At 29.6% G+C, this 19651-nt stretch carries 12 protein-coding genes; 9 read left to right on the forward strand and 3 right to left on the reverse strand.

Annotated features, from left to right (window positions below):
- Window positions 1–269: 269 nt before the first annotated feature.
- Window positions 270–680, reverse strand: a complete 411-nt coding sequence (locus ACSHW5_RS08505) for an ORF6N domain-containing protein (RefSeq protein WP_435675695.1) — start codon at window positions 678–680, stop codon at window positions 270–272.
- A 95-nt stretch (window positions 681–775) separates the two neighbouring features.
- Window positions 776–2635, reverse strand: coding sequence for a DNA topoisomerase IV subunit B (locus tag ACSHW5_RS08510; protein ID WP_435675696.1), 1860 nt, complete (start codon window positions 2633–2635; stop codon window positions 776–778).
- Window positions 2636–2904: 269 nt separating this feature from the next.
- On the opposite strand from ACSHW5_RS08510, the gene lysA reads away from it, so the two are divergent.
- The 7 genes from lysA (at window position 2905) to ACSHW5_RS08545 (ending at window position 14190) form a co-directional block, all read left to right on the forward strand.
- Complete coding sequence (lysA, locus tag ACSHW5_RS08515) at window positions 2905–4149, forward strand: diaminopimelate decarboxylase (RefSeq protein WP_435675697.1); 1245 nt, start codon at window positions 2905–2907, stop codon at window positions 4147–4149.
- Window positions 4150–4251: 102 nt separating this feature from the next.
- The gene (locus ACSHW5_RS08520) at window positions 4252–4863 is read left to right on the forward strand and encodes a fumarylacetoacetate hydrolase family protein (protein WP_435675698.1); all 612 of its coding nucleotides are present in this window, start codon (window positions 4252–4254) and stop codon (window positions 4861–4863) included.
- Between the two features lie 495 nt (window positions 4864–5358).
- Complete coding sequence (locus ACSHW5_RS08525; RefSeq protein ID WP_435675699.1) at window positions 5359–5871, forward strand: GNAT family N-acetyltransferase; 513 nt, start codon at window positions 5359–5361, stop codon at window positions 5869–5871.
- 73 nt (window positions 5872–5944) lie between these two features.
- The gene (locus ACSHW5_RS08530; protein ID WP_435675700.1) at window positions 5945–8851 is read left to right on the forward strand and encodes a T9SS type A sorting domain-containing protein; all 2907 of its coding nucleotides are present in this window, start codon (window positions 5945–5947) and stop codon (window positions 8849–8851) included.
- 89 nt (window positions 8852–8940) lie between these two features.
- Complete coding sequence (locus tag ACSHW5_RS08535) at window positions 8941–11064, forward strand: Tex family protein (RefSeq protein ID WP_435675701.1); 2124 nt, start codon at window positions 8941–8943, stop codon at window positions 11062–11064.
- Window positions 11065–11087: 23 nt separating this feature from the next.
- Entirely contained in the window at window positions 11088–11234 is a 147-nt protein-coding gene (locus tag ACSHW5_RS08540) for a hypothetical protein (RefSeq protein WP_218730533.1), read from the forward strand.
- Window positions 11235–11823: 589 nt separating this feature from the next.
- Complete coding sequence (locus ACSHW5_RS08545) at window positions 11824–14190, forward strand: DNA topoisomerase 3 (RefSeq protein ID WP_435675702.1); 2367 nt, start codon at window positions 11824–11826, stop codon at window positions 14188–14190.
- 52 nt (window positions 14191–14242) lie between these two features.
- Here ACSHW5_RS08545 and ACSHW5_RS08550 read toward each other — a convergent pair whose 3' ends face one another.
- The gene (locus ACSHW5_RS08550) at window positions 14243–15862 is read right to left on the reverse strand and encodes an ABC-F family ATP-binding cassette domain-containing protein (RefSeq protein WP_435675703.1); all 1620 of its coding nucleotides are present in this window, start codon (window positions 15860–15862) and stop codon (window positions 14243–14245) included.
- A 164-nt stretch (window positions 15863–16026) separates the two neighbouring features.
- Here ACSHW5_RS08550 and ACSHW5_RS08555 point away from each other — a divergent pair, with 164 nt between their 5' ends.
- Window positions 16027–17418, forward strand: coding sequence for a TlpA family protein disulfide reductase (locus tag ACSHW5_RS08555; RefSeq protein ID WP_435675704.1), 1392 nt, complete (start codon window positions 16027–16029; stop codon window positions 17416–17418).
- 268 nt (window positions 17419–17686) lie between these two features.
- Window positions 17687–19495, forward strand: coding sequence for a DEAD/DEAH box helicase (locus ACSHW5_RS08560; RefSeq protein ID WP_435675705.1), 1809 nt, complete (start codon window positions 17687–17689; stop codon window positions 19493–19495).
- Window positions 19496–19651 lie beyond the last annotated feature (156 nt).

A 19651-nucleotide genomic window follows, 5' to 3' on the forward strand; every position in this document is an offset into this window, starting at 1 on the left:
TTGTGTAATCGTTTAATTGTCTATCTTTTGGGCGTTCCCTAAAAAGGTCGGGCTTTACGTTGCAATCTTTTTTATGAAAAATAAAAAAGGATTTCCTCTTCAATCCCTAACGCGGGCATATTTGCTAACTTTTATCTTTTTATTATGAACCTTTTTTATAATCAATTTTATTTCTTTCCTTTCTTTTGTCATTGCGAAGAAAGTTTTTCACTTTCTGTGTCAACCTCTATTTAAAATAAAGATTGCCTTGTTACTCGCAATAACAATTATTAAGAAAAAACCAATTCTATATTTTTACTTTGATTGGCTATTTTCTTTTTAATCTCTTCTATTTCTAATCGTAAACTCAAATTATCAGTTAGTAATGCTCTCATTTTACTAAAAATTCTGATAATTTTAATATTCACAGCAATTGCTCTATCACTATTTAAAACACTAGATAACATGGCAACTCCTTGTTCTGTAAAAACCATTGGAGCGTAACGCAAACCCATAATTTCAGAATTGGAGGTGCCAAATTGACTCCTCCAATTTTCAAGTTCATTTTTAGTCATTTCAAACATAAAATCTTCAGGAAATCTTTCTAAATTTCTTCTAACTTGACGTTTCAGTTGCTTTGTTTCTACTTGATATAATTCCGCTAAATCCCTATCCAACATTACTTTTTGATTGCGAATCAAATAGATTTTGTTAGATATTATCTTTTATAAAAAACTTATAAACAAAATAATTACAAAAATTATTGTTAAGATATTAAATATAGTTTTTATTTTTTTCATCCTTCATCCTCTAAATAATCCAGCTCAACCTTTAAATTCTCTATGATAAACTTTTGTCTGTCTGGCGTATTTTTACCCATATAAAACTGTAACATTTGTTCTATAGACATTTCTTTGTCTAACATTACAGGATCTAACCGAATGTCATTACCAATAAAATGTACAAACTCATCTGGAGAAATCTCACCCAAACCTTTAAATCGAGTTATTTCTGGTTTTCCTCTTAATTTATTAATTGCGTCACGTTTTTCTTCATCAGAATAACAATAGAAGGTTTCCTTTTTATTACGAACTCTAAACAACGGAGTATCTAAAATATACAAATGTCCTTCTTTTATCAACTCTGGAAAAAACTGTAGAAAAAATGTAATTAATAACAACCGAATATGCATACCATCTACATCGGCATCTGTAGCAATTACAATATTGTTATAACGCAAATCTTCTAAACCATCTTCTATATTTAAAGCGGCTTGTAATAAATTAAACTCTTCGTTTTCATATACAATTTTCTTACTTAATCCGTAAGAATTCAATGGTTTCCCTTTTAAACTAAAAACCGCTTGTGTGTTAACGTTTCTAGATTTTGTAATAGAACCAGAAGCAGAATCTCCCTCTGTAATAAACAAGGTAGTTTCTAAGTAATTTTCTTTTTTAATATCTCCTAAATGAATTCTACAATCTCGTAACTTTTTATTGTGTAAACTTGCTTTTTTAGCTCTGTCTTTGGCCAATTTACGAATACCAGAAAGTTCTTTACGTTCTTTCTCTGCCTGTACTATTTTCTTTTGAAGCTTGTCTGCTACATCTGTATTTCTGTGTAAAAAATTATCGAGTTTTGTTTTTACAAAATCATTAATATAAGTTCTTACAGTGGGTAAATCTCCACCCATATCTGTAGAACCCAATTTTGTTTTAGTCTGACTCTCAAAAACAGGTTCCATTACTTTAATGGCAACAGCAGAAATAATAGATTTTCTAACATCAGAAGCCTCAAAAGCTTTGCCGTAAAACTCTCTAATAGTTTTTACAATTGCTTCTCTAAATGCAGATTGATGTGTACCTCCTTGTGTGGTATGTTGTCCGTTTACAAAAGAATGATATTCTTCTGAATATTGTGTTTTACTATGCGTAATTGCAATTTCTATATCCGGACCTTTTAAATGAATTATTGAATACAACATATCTTCAATATTGTTATTATCTTCCAATAAATCTTTTAATCCGTTTTTCGAAAAAAACTTTTCTCCGTTAAAAATAATGGTTAAACCAGGGTTTAAATACACATAATTTTTTAACATTTTTGCTACATATTCATTTCTGAATTTGTATTTCTTAAAAATTTCTTCATCAGGAATAAAAGAAACTTTTGTTCCTTTTCTGCGAGAACTTTCTTCTAAAAACTCTTCATTTTCTAAGTTTCCTTGGCTAAATTCTGCCGAAGCAGATTTTCCTTCACGAGAAGATTCTACTCTAAAAAAAGATGAAAGTGCATTTACAGCTTTTGTACCTACACCATTTAAACCTACTGATTTTTTAAATGCTTTTGAATCATATTTACCACCAGTATTCATTTTAGAAACCACGTCTACTACTTTCCCTAAAGGAATTCCACGCCCGTAATCTCTAACTATAACTTTGCTTCCCTGTATAGAAATTTCGATGGTTTTACCTGCGCCCATCACAAATTCATCTATAGAATTGTCTAAAACCTCTTTTACAAGAATATAAATTCCGTCATCTGCAGAAGAACCATCGCCCAGTTTACCAATGTACATTCCGGGACGCATTCTTATATGTTCTTTCCAGTCTAAAGACCTAATATTATCTTCTGTATATTTTGTTTCTTGACTCATGAAATGTCTTACTGTTGTTAGGTTTGAAGCCTTGCTAAAATAGCATTAAACCCGTTAAAATGAAATAACTTTGCCAATTAGTTATCAACATGATTTCAACTACTTTTTTAGCCCATATCTCTTTGCTTTTACAAGTATCAAATAGCAAAAAGCACATAACTTAAAGTCGAAGAAAATCACAGAAAAAAACAATATGTTATATTTTTAAACAAGTGATTATTTACTAAACAATTTTATTACTTTTGAACCTTGATATAAAATATAAAAAAGTGGAAAGAACACAATTAATAGCGTTAGCAAATAAATACGGAAGTCCTTTATATGTTTACGATACAGATAAAATTGAATCGCAATACAATAGATTAACAAATGCGTTTAGCAGCGTTAAAAACTTGAAATTAAATTATGCTGTAAAGGCACTTTCTAACATAAATATTTTAAAGTTCTTTAAAAACTTAGGATCTGGTTTAGACACGGTTTCTTTTCAAGAAGTACAATTGTGTTTAACTACGGGAATAGAACCGCATGATATTATTTTTACACCAAATGGTGTTTCTTTATCGGAAATTGAAGAAGTAGCAAAATTAGGTGTTCAAATTAATATTGACAATCTTTCTATTTTAGAACAATTTGGTCAAAAACATCCAGACATTCCTGTTTGTGTGCGTATCAATCCGCACATTATGGCGGGTGGTAATTCTAAAATTTCTGTGGGACATATAGATTCTAAATTCGGAATTTCTATTCACCAAGTTCCACATATTAAACGTGTGGTAGAAAATACTGGCATGAATATTAACGGAATTCACATGCACACAGGTTCTGATATTTTAGATATTGATACTTTTTTACGTGCATCAGATATTTTATTTGATGTTGCAAAACAATTTGAAAATATAGATTTTATCGATTTTGGAAGCGGTTTTAAAGTTCCTTATAAAGAAGGTGATATTTCTACTGATATAGAGCAATTAGGTGTGCAATTATCAGAAAGATTTAATGAATTTTGTAAAGAATATGGCAAAGAAATTACCTTAATGTTTGAACCTGGTAAATTTTTAGTTTCTGAAGCGGGTGTTTTTCTAGCAAAAGTAAATGTTGTAAAACAAACAACTTCTACGGTTTTTGCACATATAGATTCTGGTTTTAATCATTTGGTAAGACCTATGATGTATAACTCTTATCATCATATTACAAACATTTCTAATCTTGAAGGAAGAGACCGTTATTATTCTGTTGTAGGATACATTTGCGAAACAGATACTTTTGCTTCTAATAGAAGAATTGCAGAAATTTCTGAAGAAGATGTACTTTGTTTCCATAATGCAGGAGCGTACTGTTTTTCTATGGCATCTAACTATAACTCGCGTTATTTACCAGCAGAAGTTATGTTGGTTAACGGAAAAGATTACTTAATTAGAAAAAGACAAACCATACAAGATATTTTACACAATCAAGAAATTGTATCGTTTTCAGAAAAAAAGAACACCATAAAACAAGAAACTGCTTCATAAAATAAGCTCTTTTTTACTATTAAAATATCCGCTAATAAATGAAAATAATTTTTCTTTTTTAGCGGATATTTTTTTTACATTTACTTACAAAATATATATAAAATGAAAATATTAGGAATAGGTAGTAACTATGTTACAGATTTAAAAGATATTGAAGAAAAAAAGAAAGGTAAAAAATTTATCTTTTCTAAGCCAGAATCTAGTTTAGCCGTAAATTGTGATGTTGAATACCCAAGTATTACCAACGAATTAATTTACGAAGTAGAATTAGTGATTAAAATAGGAAAAGAAGGAAAAAACATTTCTAAAGAAAATGCAAACTCTTTTATTTCTGAAATTGCAGTGGGTATAGATTATACGGCAACAGATATTTTAAAAGACGCTAGAGAAAGTAAATATCCATGGGAATTTGCAAAAGGTTTTGATGGTGCAGCACCTATTTCTAGCTTTAAAGCTATTACTGAATACCTTAATTTATCAGACATTACTTTCGATTTAAAAATTAATGGCGAAGAAAAACAAAAAAGCAATACCGCTTATATGATTAATGATTTTGCTGATATTATTGTATACATTTCTACATACATGACCCTGCAACCAGGAGATTTAATTTTTACAGGAACTCCCGCATTAGGCAAAGGAGAAATTTTTAAAGGAGATCATTTACAATGTTCTATAGATGGTGATTTAATGTTAGATTTTAAAATGATTTAAGTTTTTTTCTGACATCTTCCTTACATTTTGAGTTTACTATTTTTTTTACAATTCCTTCTAAAAACAAAAAAGGTAAGACTTAAATAAAGTACATTCTGATTAAACTAAAAAAGGTGCGATTTAAAATCACACCTTTTTTAATTAAAACAATAAATCTTCAAACAATTTTCATAGCGTTTCATTTCCCCACTTCTAAATAACGATTAGAAATAATACTAAAAAAAAACGTCACAAAATATAATTAAACCTGTGTTTTACAAAGATTCTCTATAGTATAATGCAACGTCTTTTAAATAATCCCCTTGCAACAAATATCAATCAATTACAGCAATTACAGTAGCGTAGAATTACAGTTTTGATAAAACAGGTAGTTATACGGGGTTAATAAAATTGCAAATTTAAAAAAATGCTGCTCTTATGTAAAAGCTAAGTTTTACCAATGATTAAAATAAAAAACTATTTGCAATTTCATAGATTTTTTATACTTTTCCATACATGAAAATACAGCTATCTACCCAACAAGATATTCCTAAAATATTAGAAATTATTGAAGATGCAAAAGGCTATTTAGCTTCTCTAAATATAGATCAATGGCAAAATGGATATCCAAATAAAGAACAAATTGAGAATGATATTAAAAACAATGAAAGTTATGTAGTTGTAAATGATGAAAATAAAATTATGGCAACTTCTATGTTTACCATAAACCCTGAACCAACCTATAAGATTATTAACGGAAATTGGTTGATAGATGAATCCAAAACCTACGGAGTTATTCATAGATTAGCCATCAAAAAAGAATTTAGAAAACTAGGTTTGGCAACATTTATTTTTAATGAATTTCATCAACAATTAAAAACTAAAAAAATAACAAGCTTAAAGATAGATACCCATGAAGACAATCTTGGCATGCAATCTTTAATTAAGAAACTAGGCTACACATATTGCGGAATTATTTACACAACGTACAGTGCAAAAAGATTGGCTTTTGAAAAAGTGATTTCATAAAAAATACGATATATGACGTATTGATTATCTAATACTTGTATCATAATTTTGAATAAATTAAAACTTCAATCTTATGAAAAAATTCATACTTTTTTTATCAATCAGTTTTTGTCTTTCAATATCATCACAAATTAATGTTGTAAGTGATATTAATCAAGGAACTGCAGGCAGTTTCCCTAAAGATTTTTTTGAATTTAAAGGAGAATTATATTTCTCTGCATTAATTACAGAACCATTCTCTAATGCATCAGAAGAATATAAAAGATGGAAAACAGATGGCACTATTTCTGGTACAACACAATTAGATAATTTACCAATTACAAACCATTTTTATCCTACAGAAAATTATATATTTTATTTTGATGGCCAAAAAATTGTAAAAACAGATGGTACTACAACAGAAACTGTAACCATAAATCTTGATCTTTTAGAATACCAAGTTGGTGCTTATGGAAATTATTTTTATTTCACAGGGCAATCTGATCCTCAAAATAATAATGATAGTGCTTTATATAAAACAGATGGTACTACCACTACTTTATTAATGAATTTTCCTAGTTCAGAATATTTAGAAGCTTCAGATAATGAAAAAAACATATTTAAATTTAATGATAGCAAGATTATTATTTATTTGACCACAGATTCTCATGGCAGAGAACCTTATATAACAGATGGTACTCCGGCCGGAACAATGTTATTAAAAAACATTACTCAAGATGATGATGACACACCAAATACAAATTTTTATCAAGTAAATAATTTCAGCATTTTTAGCCTAGATAAAAAACATTTATGGTCTAGTGATGGTACTGAAAACGGAACAATTAAAATTAAAGAATTTACAGGTGCTAGTTACAAAACTATAGATTTTATAACTCCTTTTAATAATAAAATATATTTTGGCTTTGATAAAGAATTGTGGGAAACTGATGGTACAGAATCTGGTACAAAACTAGTTTTTAATAATATTAATAGTGATGGAATTATAGTTGGAATTGCAAAAAGAGATACAGATTTATTGATCTTAACTCAAAAAGGAATTCATTTATTTGATGGTAACTCTAACACTACTACTAGGTTAAACACACCAAACCTTGCATTGATTAAAGGCGGAAATCAGTTCTTAAATACAGGGAGTAAAGTATTTTTTAACGCAGAAGAAGTAGGTAAAGATGATAGATTATGGAGTACTGATGGAACAGAAAATGGTACAATACCTTTAAACAAATTTTGGCCAGACAATGTAGTTCCCTTAACTTTTAAAACGATAAATGATAAACTTATATTTTCTTCCGGAAGTTATTCTGGGGCTAATAACATAGGAGAATTATGGGTTTCAGACGGAACAGATGTAGGAACTAAATTATTAAAAGACATTAATAAAACTAGTAATTTAAGTGCTTACCCAAGGTTTCATACATTGTTAAATGGAAAAATTTATTTTGTTGCTGATGATGATATGAATGGACGAGAATTATGGCGTTCTGATGGTACAACAACATCTTTGGTAAAAGATATTTTTCCAGGAATTGCTTCTGGAAATCCTCACGATTTTTATGTTTTAAATGATAAAATCATTTTTAAAGCTTATTCAGAAAATGAAGGCTTAGAACTTTGGATTACTGATGGTACAGCAAATGGAACGCAACTTTTAAAAGATATCAATCCAACTGGAGATGGTTTTCAAAATGATGGAAGATCTTATGTTAGACTTGGTAATTTCATAGAATATAAAAATGAACTCTACTTTTTTGCTGATAATGGCACAAATGGAATGGAAATATGGAAAACTGATGGTACAACTTCAGGAACTGCAATGCTTAAAGACATAAATCCAGGTGCTAATTCTTGCTGGAGACAAGCTCTAGATGAAAGACCAAATCTTGTAATATCTAATAATCAGTTATACTTTTATGTTGGAATTTCTGGCACAGAAACAAATTTAAATAATAGAATGTGGAAAACTGATGGTACGTTTGAAGGAACAGTTTTGGCTACATCAATTAATGATATTGTAACAAACGGAACTATTTCTCAAGTAAAATCTTTTACTTTTAATAACAACTTTTACTTTTATGGAAGAGAAAAAGCTACAAATAAATATGAATTATTTAGAACAGATGATGCCAATGGAATTGTAAAAATTCCAGATACTAATGTTTTATTAACTACCTCTTTTTATCCATATATAGAGAGAATTTATTTTACAAAAAATGATAATTTAGGAGCAGGAAATGAACTTTGGTCCATAGAAAAAGACGATAGTTTTGCTTTATATAAAGATATTATTAGCGGTTCTCATAGCTCTAATCCAACAATTCTATTTCAACATAATAACTACTTTTATTTCAATATTTTAAACACTAATTTTAGATCTGAACTTTGGAGAAGTAATGAAACTTCAGAACCAGAACCTGTACTTTCACAAATTAGTAATGAATATTTAAGTAATTATAATTTTACTCCTTTTGGTAATGATTTATTAATTACTTATACTGAAACTGAAAATAATGTTATCACTCAAAAGATGAAATTACTAAATACTGATAGTAAAAATTTGACGGATATCTATTCACTTTTAATAGAAAACAATAATACAAACCCTCCATCAAATACACCTGGATTAACTAATTACTATAGTGAAGTAACAAATGAAACCTATTATTTTTCTGGTGAAATAGATAATAAAGGTGATGAATTATTATCTGTAAATATTGGCTCAATATTAGACATTGACAAATTTAATAGTAAAGATGGTTTGAAAAGCATAACTATTTATCCAAATCCTGTGAAAAATGCATTTTCAATACAGTTTAATTCAGATTTTAAAAATGGTGAGATTTATAATATTTCAGGAAGAAAAGTATTAAACTTTTCCACTAATAAAGTAAATGTTAACCATCTAAATTCTGGTCTCTACATTTTAAAATTGGAAGATAAATTAGGCAATTTTTATTCTAAAAAATGGATTAAGAAATAAACTAAATTCTTAATATTACAAGTATATTAGCAACCTCATAAATTCACTTTTATGAGGTTTCTTTTTTCTGATAAAATTCAAATAAAAAAATGCAAATCCTTCAATATATAATTCAGCAAACACAACTTTCATCTAAATCTGTAGAAAACACCATTTTATTGTTAAATGAAGATGCAACAATTCCTTTTATCAGCAGGTATAGAAAGGAAATGACAGGTAATTTAGACGAAGTAGAAATTGGTAACATTGTTAAATTTAAAGAAACTTTTGAAGCTTTAGAGAAACGTAAAAAAGCTATTTTAAAAGCCTTAGAAGAACAAAATGTTTTAACAACAGAATTAGAACAAAAAGTAACTACTTCTAGAGACTTAATTGCGTTAGAAGATTTGTATTTGCCCTTTAAGAAAAAACGTAAAACCAAAGCAGAAACTGCTCGTTTACAAGGTTTAGAACCCTTGGCAAAAATGATCATGAGTCAGCGTGTACATAATTTAGAACACACAGCTTCTAAATATACATCCAACAAAGTTGATACGGTTGAGGCTGCTTTAGAAGGTGCTCGTTTTATCATTGCAGAATGGATCAATGAACGCACAGACATCAGAAATAATATTCGAAGAGAATTAGAACGTCATTCCACAATTTCATCCAAAGTAATTAAGAAAGAAATTGACTCAGAGAAAGCGCAAAAATTTAAAGATTATTTTGATTGGAGCGAATCTTTAAGCAGAATTCCATCGCACAGATTTTTAGCCATTTTAAGAGCAGAAAGTGAAGGTTTTATACGTGTTAAAATAGCAATTGACAATGAAAGAATGCTTCAAAAAATGGAAGAGCGAATTATTCGCACACAAAACGAATGTGTTCCACAAATAGAATTAGCAATTGCAGACGCCTATAAACGTTTATTATATCCTTCTTTATCTAATGAAAGATTAAGTCTTGCCAAAGAAAAGGCAGATGAAGACGCCATAACCGTATTTTCTAAAAACTTAAAACAATTACTTTTGGGTGCGCCTTTAGGTGAAAAAAGAATTTTAGCCATTGATCCTGGGTTTAGATCTGGTTGTAAAATTGTGTGTTTAAATGAACAAGGAGAATTAGAACATAACGAAACTATTTTTCCGCATGCACCACAAAACCAAACTATTGAAGCCATAAAAAAAATTAGTTCTTTGGCAGAAGCGCATCAAATTGAAGCCATTGCAATTGGCAACGGAACAGCCTCAAGAGAAACCGAGCAATTGGTGAAAAAAATTCAATTTAAAAATGCTATTGATGTTTTTGTAGTTAGTGAAGCTGGCGCATCTATTTATTCGGCTTCAAAAATTGCTCGAGATGAATTTCCTAATTACGATGTTACCGTTCGTGGTTCAGTTTCAATTGGCAGAAGATTGCAAGATCCTTTGGCAGAATTGGTTAAAATTGATGCAAAATCTATTGGCGTTGGCCAATATCAGCATGATGTAGATCAAACAAAATTAAAAAAATCTTTAGACACCACAGTAGAAAGTTGCGTAAATACTATTGGTGTAAACATTAATACTGCCAGTGAATCTTTATTGAGTTATGTTTCTGGAATTGGACCTAAACTTGCCGAAAATATTGTAAATTATAGAAACAAAAATGGTTCTTTTACATCGAGAAATGAAATAAAAAAAGTGCCTCGTTTAGGCGGAAAAGCCTATGAACAAGCTGCTGGTTTTTTACGAATTAAAAACGGTAAAAACCCGTTAGATGATTCTGCTGTGCATCCAGAAAGTTATAATTTGGTTGATAAAATTGCCAAAGACAATAACAAAAAAGTTGCTGAATTTATTGGTAACAAAGAACTGATTCAGAAAATTGACCTAAAAAATTATATTACAGCAACCATTGGTTTACCTACTTTAGAAGACATTGTTAAGGAATTAGAAAAGCCAGGTGTAGATCCAAGAAAAAAAGCAAAAGTATTTTCTTTTGATGCAACTATTAAAACAATTTCTGATTTAAGAATAGGGCAACTATTACCAGGAATTGTAAATAATATTACAAATTTTGGTTGTTTTGTTGATATAGGCATCAAAGAAAGTGGCTTAATTCATGTTTCTAATTTATCAGATACTTTTGTAAAAGATGTAAATACTATTGTGTCTTTACAACAACAAATTATTGCAAAAGTACTAGAGGTTGATGTTGTTAGAAAGCGAATTCAATTGGCTTTAGTAAAGTAAATAATAATTCTTATATTTATAAAATGAGCAATAAAACAGAAAAAAATGATCTTTGGGATGACTTAACGGATTCTCAAAAGAATGAGATACAACAAGAGGTTAATGAATCTAACAAAAAGAAAAAAACAACTTGGGACGATGTTAAAAAGGAACTCTCAAAATTGAAGTAATAAATTTCCTTCGAATTTTTAAAAAAAAGTTTTTTTTCCTAATTTTAAGGTAAAAAATCATTGTTCTTTTTTATCCACAATTATTGTGAATTTTTAGAAATTGATATAGCGAAAAAACGAATTCAATTGGCTTTGGTGAAGTAAAATCGTGCTTAAAAAATAAAATAATAGAGAATATAGAATTAAGAAAAAAACTATATTCTCTATTAAAGTACTTACCTAATTTCTATTCTATTAGAAGGTTTAGTTTCTATAAATAGCTTATCCTCCATTTCAACAAAGCAACTGTTTATTACTTTATTGTTCTCGTGAAATAGATAAATAACACCTTTTTCAACTCTTAATACTTTTGTAAAGTCATTTAACTCAAAAACTTCATGCAATTTTAAATTTAACATAATTTATCAGAAAGATATTTTAATATTTAAGAACCATTTCTAAAATACGCTTCTTTCTATTATTATATACACATAATATTATAATTGAAAATTTAGAATGCTATCTTCATTTTTAATTTTCTATTTTCTTTCAAAAAAACGAATCAGTATTCTTAATAATTTTCTTAATTTCGAATTCACAAAAAACACAAATGAAAGTCTGTATTGCCGAAAAACCATCTGTAGCAAGAGAAATTGCTAATATTCTAGGAGCCAACACAAAACGTGATGGTTACTACGAAGGCAATGGCTATGCAGTAACTTATACATTCGGACATTTATGCACACTCTTAGAGCCTAAAGACTACAAACCGCATTGGAAAAGTTGGGATTTGAACAACTTACCCATGTTACCAGATCGTTTTGATACCAAAGTTACAGGCGATGCAGGAATTAAAAAACAATTTAATATTGTAAAATCTTTATTCGAAAAAGCATCTGTAATCATCAATTGTGGGGATGCAGGAACAGAAGGAGAATTAATTCAGCGTTGGGTTATTAACCAATGTGGTTATAAAGGAAAAGTACAACGTTTATGGATTTCTTCATTAACAGAAGAAGCTATAAAAGAAGGATTTAACAACTTAAAACCAGCAGAACAATATGATAATTTATATTATGCTGGGTATTCTAGAGCCATTGGAGATTGGTTACTAGGTTTAAATGCAACCCGCTTGTATACTGTTAAATTTGGCGGATTTAAACAAGTTTTATCGGTTGGTAGAGTACAAACTCCTACCCTAGCCATGTTGGTTAATCGATTTTTTGAAATTAGAGATTTTAAACCACAACCTTATTGGGAATTACAAACCACGTACAGAAATACGCTGTTTAATTATGAAGAAGGTCGTTTTTTAAAACAAGAAGACGGACAAGTTTTAGCTAATAAAGTAAAAGAATCTGACTTTGAAATTGTTTCTGTTACCAAAAAGAAAGGAAAAGAGTATGCTCCAAAACTGTTTGATTTAACCGGTTTACAAGTATATTGTAATAACAAATTTGGTTTTTCTGCAGATGAAACACTAAAAATGGTACAGAAGTTATATGAAATGAAAGTTGTTACCTACCCAAGAGTAGATACTACTTTCTTACCCAATGATGTCTATCCTAAAATTGCAGGAATTTTATCAAAATTAACAAACTATAACCAATTAACACAACCTCTTTTAGGGAAGAAAATAAAGAAATCGAGACGTGTTTTTGACGACAAAAAAGTAACCGATCACCATGCAATTATTCCTACTGGAATTCAGGGAAATTTACAATACAATCAACAACAAGTGTATGATATTATTACACGCAGATTTATTGGTGCTTTTTACCCAGATTCTGATGTTTCTAACACTTCTGTAATTGGTAAAGCGGCAGATGTTCCTTTTAAAACAACCGGAAAAGAAATTTTAACCAAAGGTTGGCGTATTGCTTTTGAAACGGAAGCTCTTCGGCAAGCTAAGAGTGCTAAAGAGGAAAAAACATTACCTGCATTTGTAAAAGGTGAAAAAGGACCTCATGAACCTTCTTTTTTAGAAAAGGAAACAAAACCACCAAGAAATTATACAGAAGCTAGTTTATTACGCGCCATGGAAACTGCAGGAAAGCAGGTAGATGATGATGATTTGCGCGAATTAATGAAAGAAAACGGCATTGGAAGACCTTCTACAAGAGCAAGTATTATAGAAACGTTGTTCCGAAGAAAATATATTGAACGTAAGAAAAAATTGGTTTTACCAACCCAAACGGGAATCGATTTAATAAATATTATAGACAACGAATTATTAAAATCTGCCGAATTAACAGGACGCTGGGAAAAGCGTTTAAAAGAAATTGAACGCGGAGAATTCAATGCTGGTACCTTTATAAACAATATGAAGAAAATGGTAGATGAATTGGTCTATGAGGTTCGCTCAAATACGTCTAAAAAACGAATTTCTTCTAACGTTATTGCGAGTGAAACAAAGCAATCTGCTGGTTCAAAAACAAAAAAGACAACTACAAAAAAACAAGTTGCAGGTAAAACCTGTCCGAAATGTAAAAAAGGACAACTTTTAAAAGGATCTGCCGCTTTTGGGTGTTCTGAATATAAAAATAATTGCCATTTAAAAATTCCGTTTGAAATTTACGGAAAAAAGGTTTCTGAAAATCAGATAATTCGATTGATTGACAAAGGTTGTACAACAAATTTAAAAGGATTTAAAACTGATACTGGATCTGTAGAAGGTTTAATTAGGTTTGATGATGCTTATAATTTAAAACTAGAACCTAAAAAAAATGTAACAGCCAACCTTTCTACTCCAATCAAAACAGATTCCATGAAGCAATCTGGTAATGATAATGATAAAATTAGTTGTCCAAAATGTAAAAAAGGAACGGTTCTAAAAGGAAAAACTGCTTACGGTTGTTCTCTCTATAAATCGGGTTGCGATTTTATTTTTACCTTTCAAAACCTCAAAAAAATAGCCAACGGAAAACCGTTGACTAAAGATTTGGTGATACATATTTTAAACAGTTCTTTTACATAAACACTTGCCCGCTAAACACGTAAAATAACCTTAAATTTGCTAGTTTTTTTTATTATGAATACATTTTTTCTCTTAATTCTTTCACTTTAGGATCTGACAAGTATTCATCAAAAGTTGCGTATCTATCAATAACTCCTTTAGGTGTTAATTCTATAACTCTATTCGCAACAGTTTGTGCAAACTCATGATCATGTGTTGTAAACAACAAGGTTCCATTAAAATTAATTAATGCATTATTTAATGCCTGTATAGATTCTAAATCTAAGTGATTTGTTGGTTCATCTAATATTAAAATATTAGCTCTTTTCATCATCATTCTAGACAACATACAACGTACTTTTTCTCCTCCAGAAAGCACATCACTTTTCTTTAAAGCTTCTTCACCAGAAAAAATCATTTTTCCTAAGAAACCTCTAATAAAAACTTCTTCACGTTCCTCTTCGGTTTGTGCATATTGTCTTAACCAATCTACCAAATTTAATTCTCCATCTTGGAAAAAAGAAGAATTATCTAGCGGTAAATAAGATTGTGTTGTAGTAACACCCCATGCAAATTCACCAGCATCTGCTTTTTCATTTTCTGTAATAATTTGATAAAACGCCGTTACAGCTCTTGAGTTTTTAGAAATTACAGCAACTTTATCACCTTTATTTAAATTGATATGAACCCCATCAAATAATTTTTCTCCTTCAAATTCTTTTGATAAACCTTCTACATTTAAAATCTGATCTCCAGCTTCTCTATCGCTTTTATAAATTATAGCAGGATAGCGTCTACTTGAAGGTTTAATTTCATCAACATTTAATTTATCAATCATTTTTTTACGCGAAGTAGCCTGTTTAGACTTTGCCATATTTGCAGAAAAACGACGGATAAATTCTTCTAATTCTTTCTTCTTATCCTCTGCTTTTTTATTCTGTTGTGCTCTTTGTCTTGTGGCTAGCTGGCTAGATTCATACCAAAACGTATAATTACCAGAAAAATGATTTATTTTACCATAATCAATATCAGAAATATGTGTACAAACTGCATCTAAAAAGTGTCTATCATGCGAAACCACAATTACACAGTTGTCAAAATTTGCAATAAAATTTTCTAACCATTCTATAGTTTCAAAATCTAAATCATTGGTTGGCTCATCCATGATTAAAACATCCGGATTTCCAAAAAGTGCTTGTGCAATTAATACACGTACCTTTTGTTTACCATCTAAATCTTTCATTAATGTATAATGTAAATCTTCTGCAATGCCCAAATTAGATAACATGGCAGCAGCATCAGAATCTGCATTCCAACCATTCATTTCTTCAAATTTTATTTGAAGTTCTCCAATTTTTTCTGCATTTTCATCGCTATAATCTGCGTACAAATCATCTATTTGTTTTTTAATAGTAAACAAATGCTTGTTACCCATTACCACTGTTTCTAATACAGGAAACTCATCATAAGCATAATGATCTTGCGTTAGTACAGACATTCTTTTACCTGCGTCTAAATGAACATGCCCAGAAGTAGGATCTTGTTTTCCTGAAATTATTTTTAGAAAAGTTGATTTTCCTGCGCCATTTGCGCCAATAATACCATAACAATTTCCTTGTAAGAATTTTGTATTTACTTCATCAAATAAAATACGCTTCCCAAATTGTACTGATAAATTAGAAACTGATAACATAATGCTGTTTTTTAATTTTGTGCAAAAGTACAAATTACATTTCTTTTTATAGGTCTCAATTGAAATGGTTTTTTTGTCTTTTTATTAGAAGTAATTTAACAACGAATTAACAATAGTAGCTCTTATGAATACCTAAATTTGGAAAACGGATTAGATCTAGATATATGATAAAAAAATTATTATTCTTTATTCCCTTTTTGCTTATAATTATGCTTGGTAGTTGCACCTCTGAGTTAAAAAATAGTGCGACTTATTTTGGTGGAAAAATTATAAATCCAAAATCTAAATTTGTGGTATTGTATTCTATGGATAAACCACTTGATACTATATTTTTAGATAAGCAAAATAAATTTTTAGCCAAAATTGATGACGCAAAAGAAGGTTTGTACTATTTTGTGCATGGTGTAGAACATCAATATATTTATTTAGAACCACAAGATAGTTTGTTAATGCGTTTAAATACATGGGATTTTGACGAATCTTTAGTATTTGCAGGCAAAGGAGCAGAAAGAAATAATATTTTAATTGATTGTTTTTTAGAAGGTGAAAAAGACAATAGAAAATATTATAAATTTAACAAATTAGAACCTGCCAGTTTTAAACATAAAACAGATTCTGTAATTGCCCTAAAGCTAAAAACCTACAATGATTATATTAAAAATCATCCGGAAGAAACAGATGGTTTTAAAGATCTTTTAAAAGTTGCAATTACCTATCCTATTTATGCCAGAACAGAAAGATATCCGATGGCATATACAAAATACTCAAAGCAAAAAGAGTTTCCTATTACCAATGCAGATTTCTACAATTATAGAAAGAATATAGACATACATAAAAATTCATTCATGTATTTTTCTCCATATTCTCATTACATAAAAACCTATTTATACAACACTACTTTTGCACAAGGACAATACTTGCCAATGACCAATGAATACTCTACAGATTTTACGGTAGATTTGCTAAAAACAATAGACACTCAATTACAATCTGGTGCTTCTAAAGATGCTTTTTTAAAGCAAACTGTAATTGGGCATTTTTATGAAAAATCTTCTTGTAATATAAATGAAAAAGCTTTTGACACCTTCTTTACTTTAAGTAACAATCAGGAAGATAAAAACCAAGTAAAACTGTTGCTAAACGATAGTAAATATTTAGTAAAAGGAGATAAAATTACAAATTTTAATGTAACAGATTACACAAATTCTACACAAGATATTCAGCATTTATTACACCGTAAAAATACATTCTTGTTTTTTTGGAATCCAAATTATTTCTCAAAAGCTTACTTAGCTTCTAGAATCAATTATTTAACTAAAAACTACCCAAATGTACAATTTTTATTGGTTAAGATTGATGGAAATAACACCGATAAGATACATAGGTTAGATATAAAAAAGCAATTCTATTTAGATGAGAAAAGCAATGCTAATAATTTTTTAACCAGCAAAATGCCAAGAACTATTCTTATTGATAAACAGGGAAAGATTGTAAATGGTTTTGCTTCTATTTCTTCAAACAACATTCATGATCAGCTTAAAAAGTTAAGTGAATAATACTAGTTTTTTTACTTATAATTCCAAAACCAAATTAGAGGCAAGCACAAGTTTTATTGCCATTAAAACGCTGTTATAGCTGGTAGTTAGACGATGTAAAAACCTTGAGAATTTCTTTTTTAATAATAAAGTCACATTTTAAGTGTTTTCAATTTAATTTACCGTAAATTTGCACGATTTTTATTCTGAGTGTAACTCATTAAAAATCAGGTCGAATTTATAATCGGGTTTGCAGGTGGGCGTTCTGTGAATCCAAAAAAACACAGTAATGTCAACATTTTTAGAATTAGGTTTAAAAGAACCGATTAACAGAGCATTGACGGATTTAGGTTACGAAAAACCTACCGTTATACAGGAAAAAGCAATTCCACAAATTATTTCATCTACAGACGATTTAAAAGCATTTGCACAAACAGGTACAGGTAAAACTGCCGCTTTTAGTTTGCCAATATTAGAACTTTTAGATTCAAACAGCAATAACGTACAAGCAATTATTTTATCACCAACTAGAGAACTTGCTGTTCAAATTGGTAATAATATTAAAGATTTTTGTAAATATTTGCCAGATGTTAAAGTAGCTACCGTTTATGGTGGTTCTAGTATGGAAGATCAAATTAGAGCTTTAAAAAGAGGAGCTCAAATAGTTGTTGGAACTCCGGGTAGAACCGTAGATTTAATTAACAGAAGAGCTTTAAAATTAGGAAACGTTCAATGGTTAGTCTTAGACGAAGCTGATGAAATGTTAAATATGGGTTTTAAAGACGAATTAGATAAAGTCTTAGATGCTACTCCAGATACAAAACAAACGTTATTGTTTTCTGCAACTTTTCCAAGAGAAGTTGAAGCAATTGCAAGAAACTACATGACCAAACCAGTAGAAATTACTTCTGGTGAGAAAAATTCTGGTTCAGACAATGTAAGTCATGAGTATTATGGAGTTACAGAAAGAACTCGTTACCCAGCATTAAAAAGAATAGCAGATTTAAATCCAGATATTTATGCAATTATCTTTTGTAGAACTCGTAGAGAAACACAAGAGGTTGCAGATAATTTAATAAAAGATGGTTATAGTGCAGATGCTTTGCATGGAGATTTATCTCAAGCACAAAGAGATTCTGTAATGGGTAAATTCAGAAAAAAATCAATTCAAATATTAGTAGCTACAGATGTTGCAGCTCGTGGATTGGATGTTACTGAATTAACGCACGTAATAAACCATAAATTACCAGACCAGATAGAAAACTATACACATAGAAGTGGTAGAACTGGTAGAGCTGGTAATAAAGGGATTTCTATTGTTTTAGTAAACGGAAAGGAAAAAGGAAAATTACGTCAGATAGAAAGAATCATTAAAAAGAAGTTTGTTGAGGCTAAAGTGCCTACTGGTAAAGAAATTTGTCAGAATCAATTAATGAACTTAATTGATAAAGTTCAAAATATTGAAGTAAATGAAACTCAAATTAATGAGTTTTTACCAAATATTTACGAAAAATTAGCCTCTTTAGATAGAGAAGAATTAATAAAGAAATTTGTTTCTTTAGAATTTAATACCATGTTAGCGTATTATGAAAACGCCAAAGATTTAAACGATTTATCTTCTAGAGACAACTCTAGAGCTAGATCTGTTGATGAAAACATGACACGTTTCTTTATCAATATTGGTAGAAAAGACAATTTAAATCCAGGAAAATTAATTGGGTTAATTAATGACCAAAACATTGGTGATAAAATAGAAATTGGAGCTATCGATATTTTAGATACTTTCTCTTTCTTTGAAATTGATAAAAATTTCGAAGACAAAACTTTAGAAGCTTTTTCTAGCAATCAACCAGATTTTGACGGACGCTCTGTAAATATAGAGGTTACTAAAAAAGAACGTTCTGGTGGTGGCCGAAGAGGTGGTAAAAAATCTTTTGGTAAAAGAGATGGCGGATTTGGTAAGCGTAGAAGCGCAGAAGGTTCTTCTTCTTCTCGTAGTAGATCGTCTGAAAGACGTTCTGATAGACCAGACAGAAATCCTGGAACTGGTGGCGATAGAAAATCTGGCGGATTCGGAAGAAGACGTAGAGAACGTTAATCAACTCACTATATAAAAATACAACCTTATCATTTTTTAATGATGAGGTTTTTTTTTGCTTATCGCCTACTAAACTCCCTTGTTTTTATTTATTTTAACAAAAGTAATACCCTACTCTTAAATAAAAAATTATTCAATTTTCCTTGCACTTCATTA

The sequence above is a fragment of the Polaribacter sp. genome, assembly GCF_051251875.1.
In the GTDB taxonomy this organism is placed as follows: Bacteria; Bacteroidota; Bacteroidia; order Flavobacteriales; family Flavobacteriaceae; genus Polaribacter.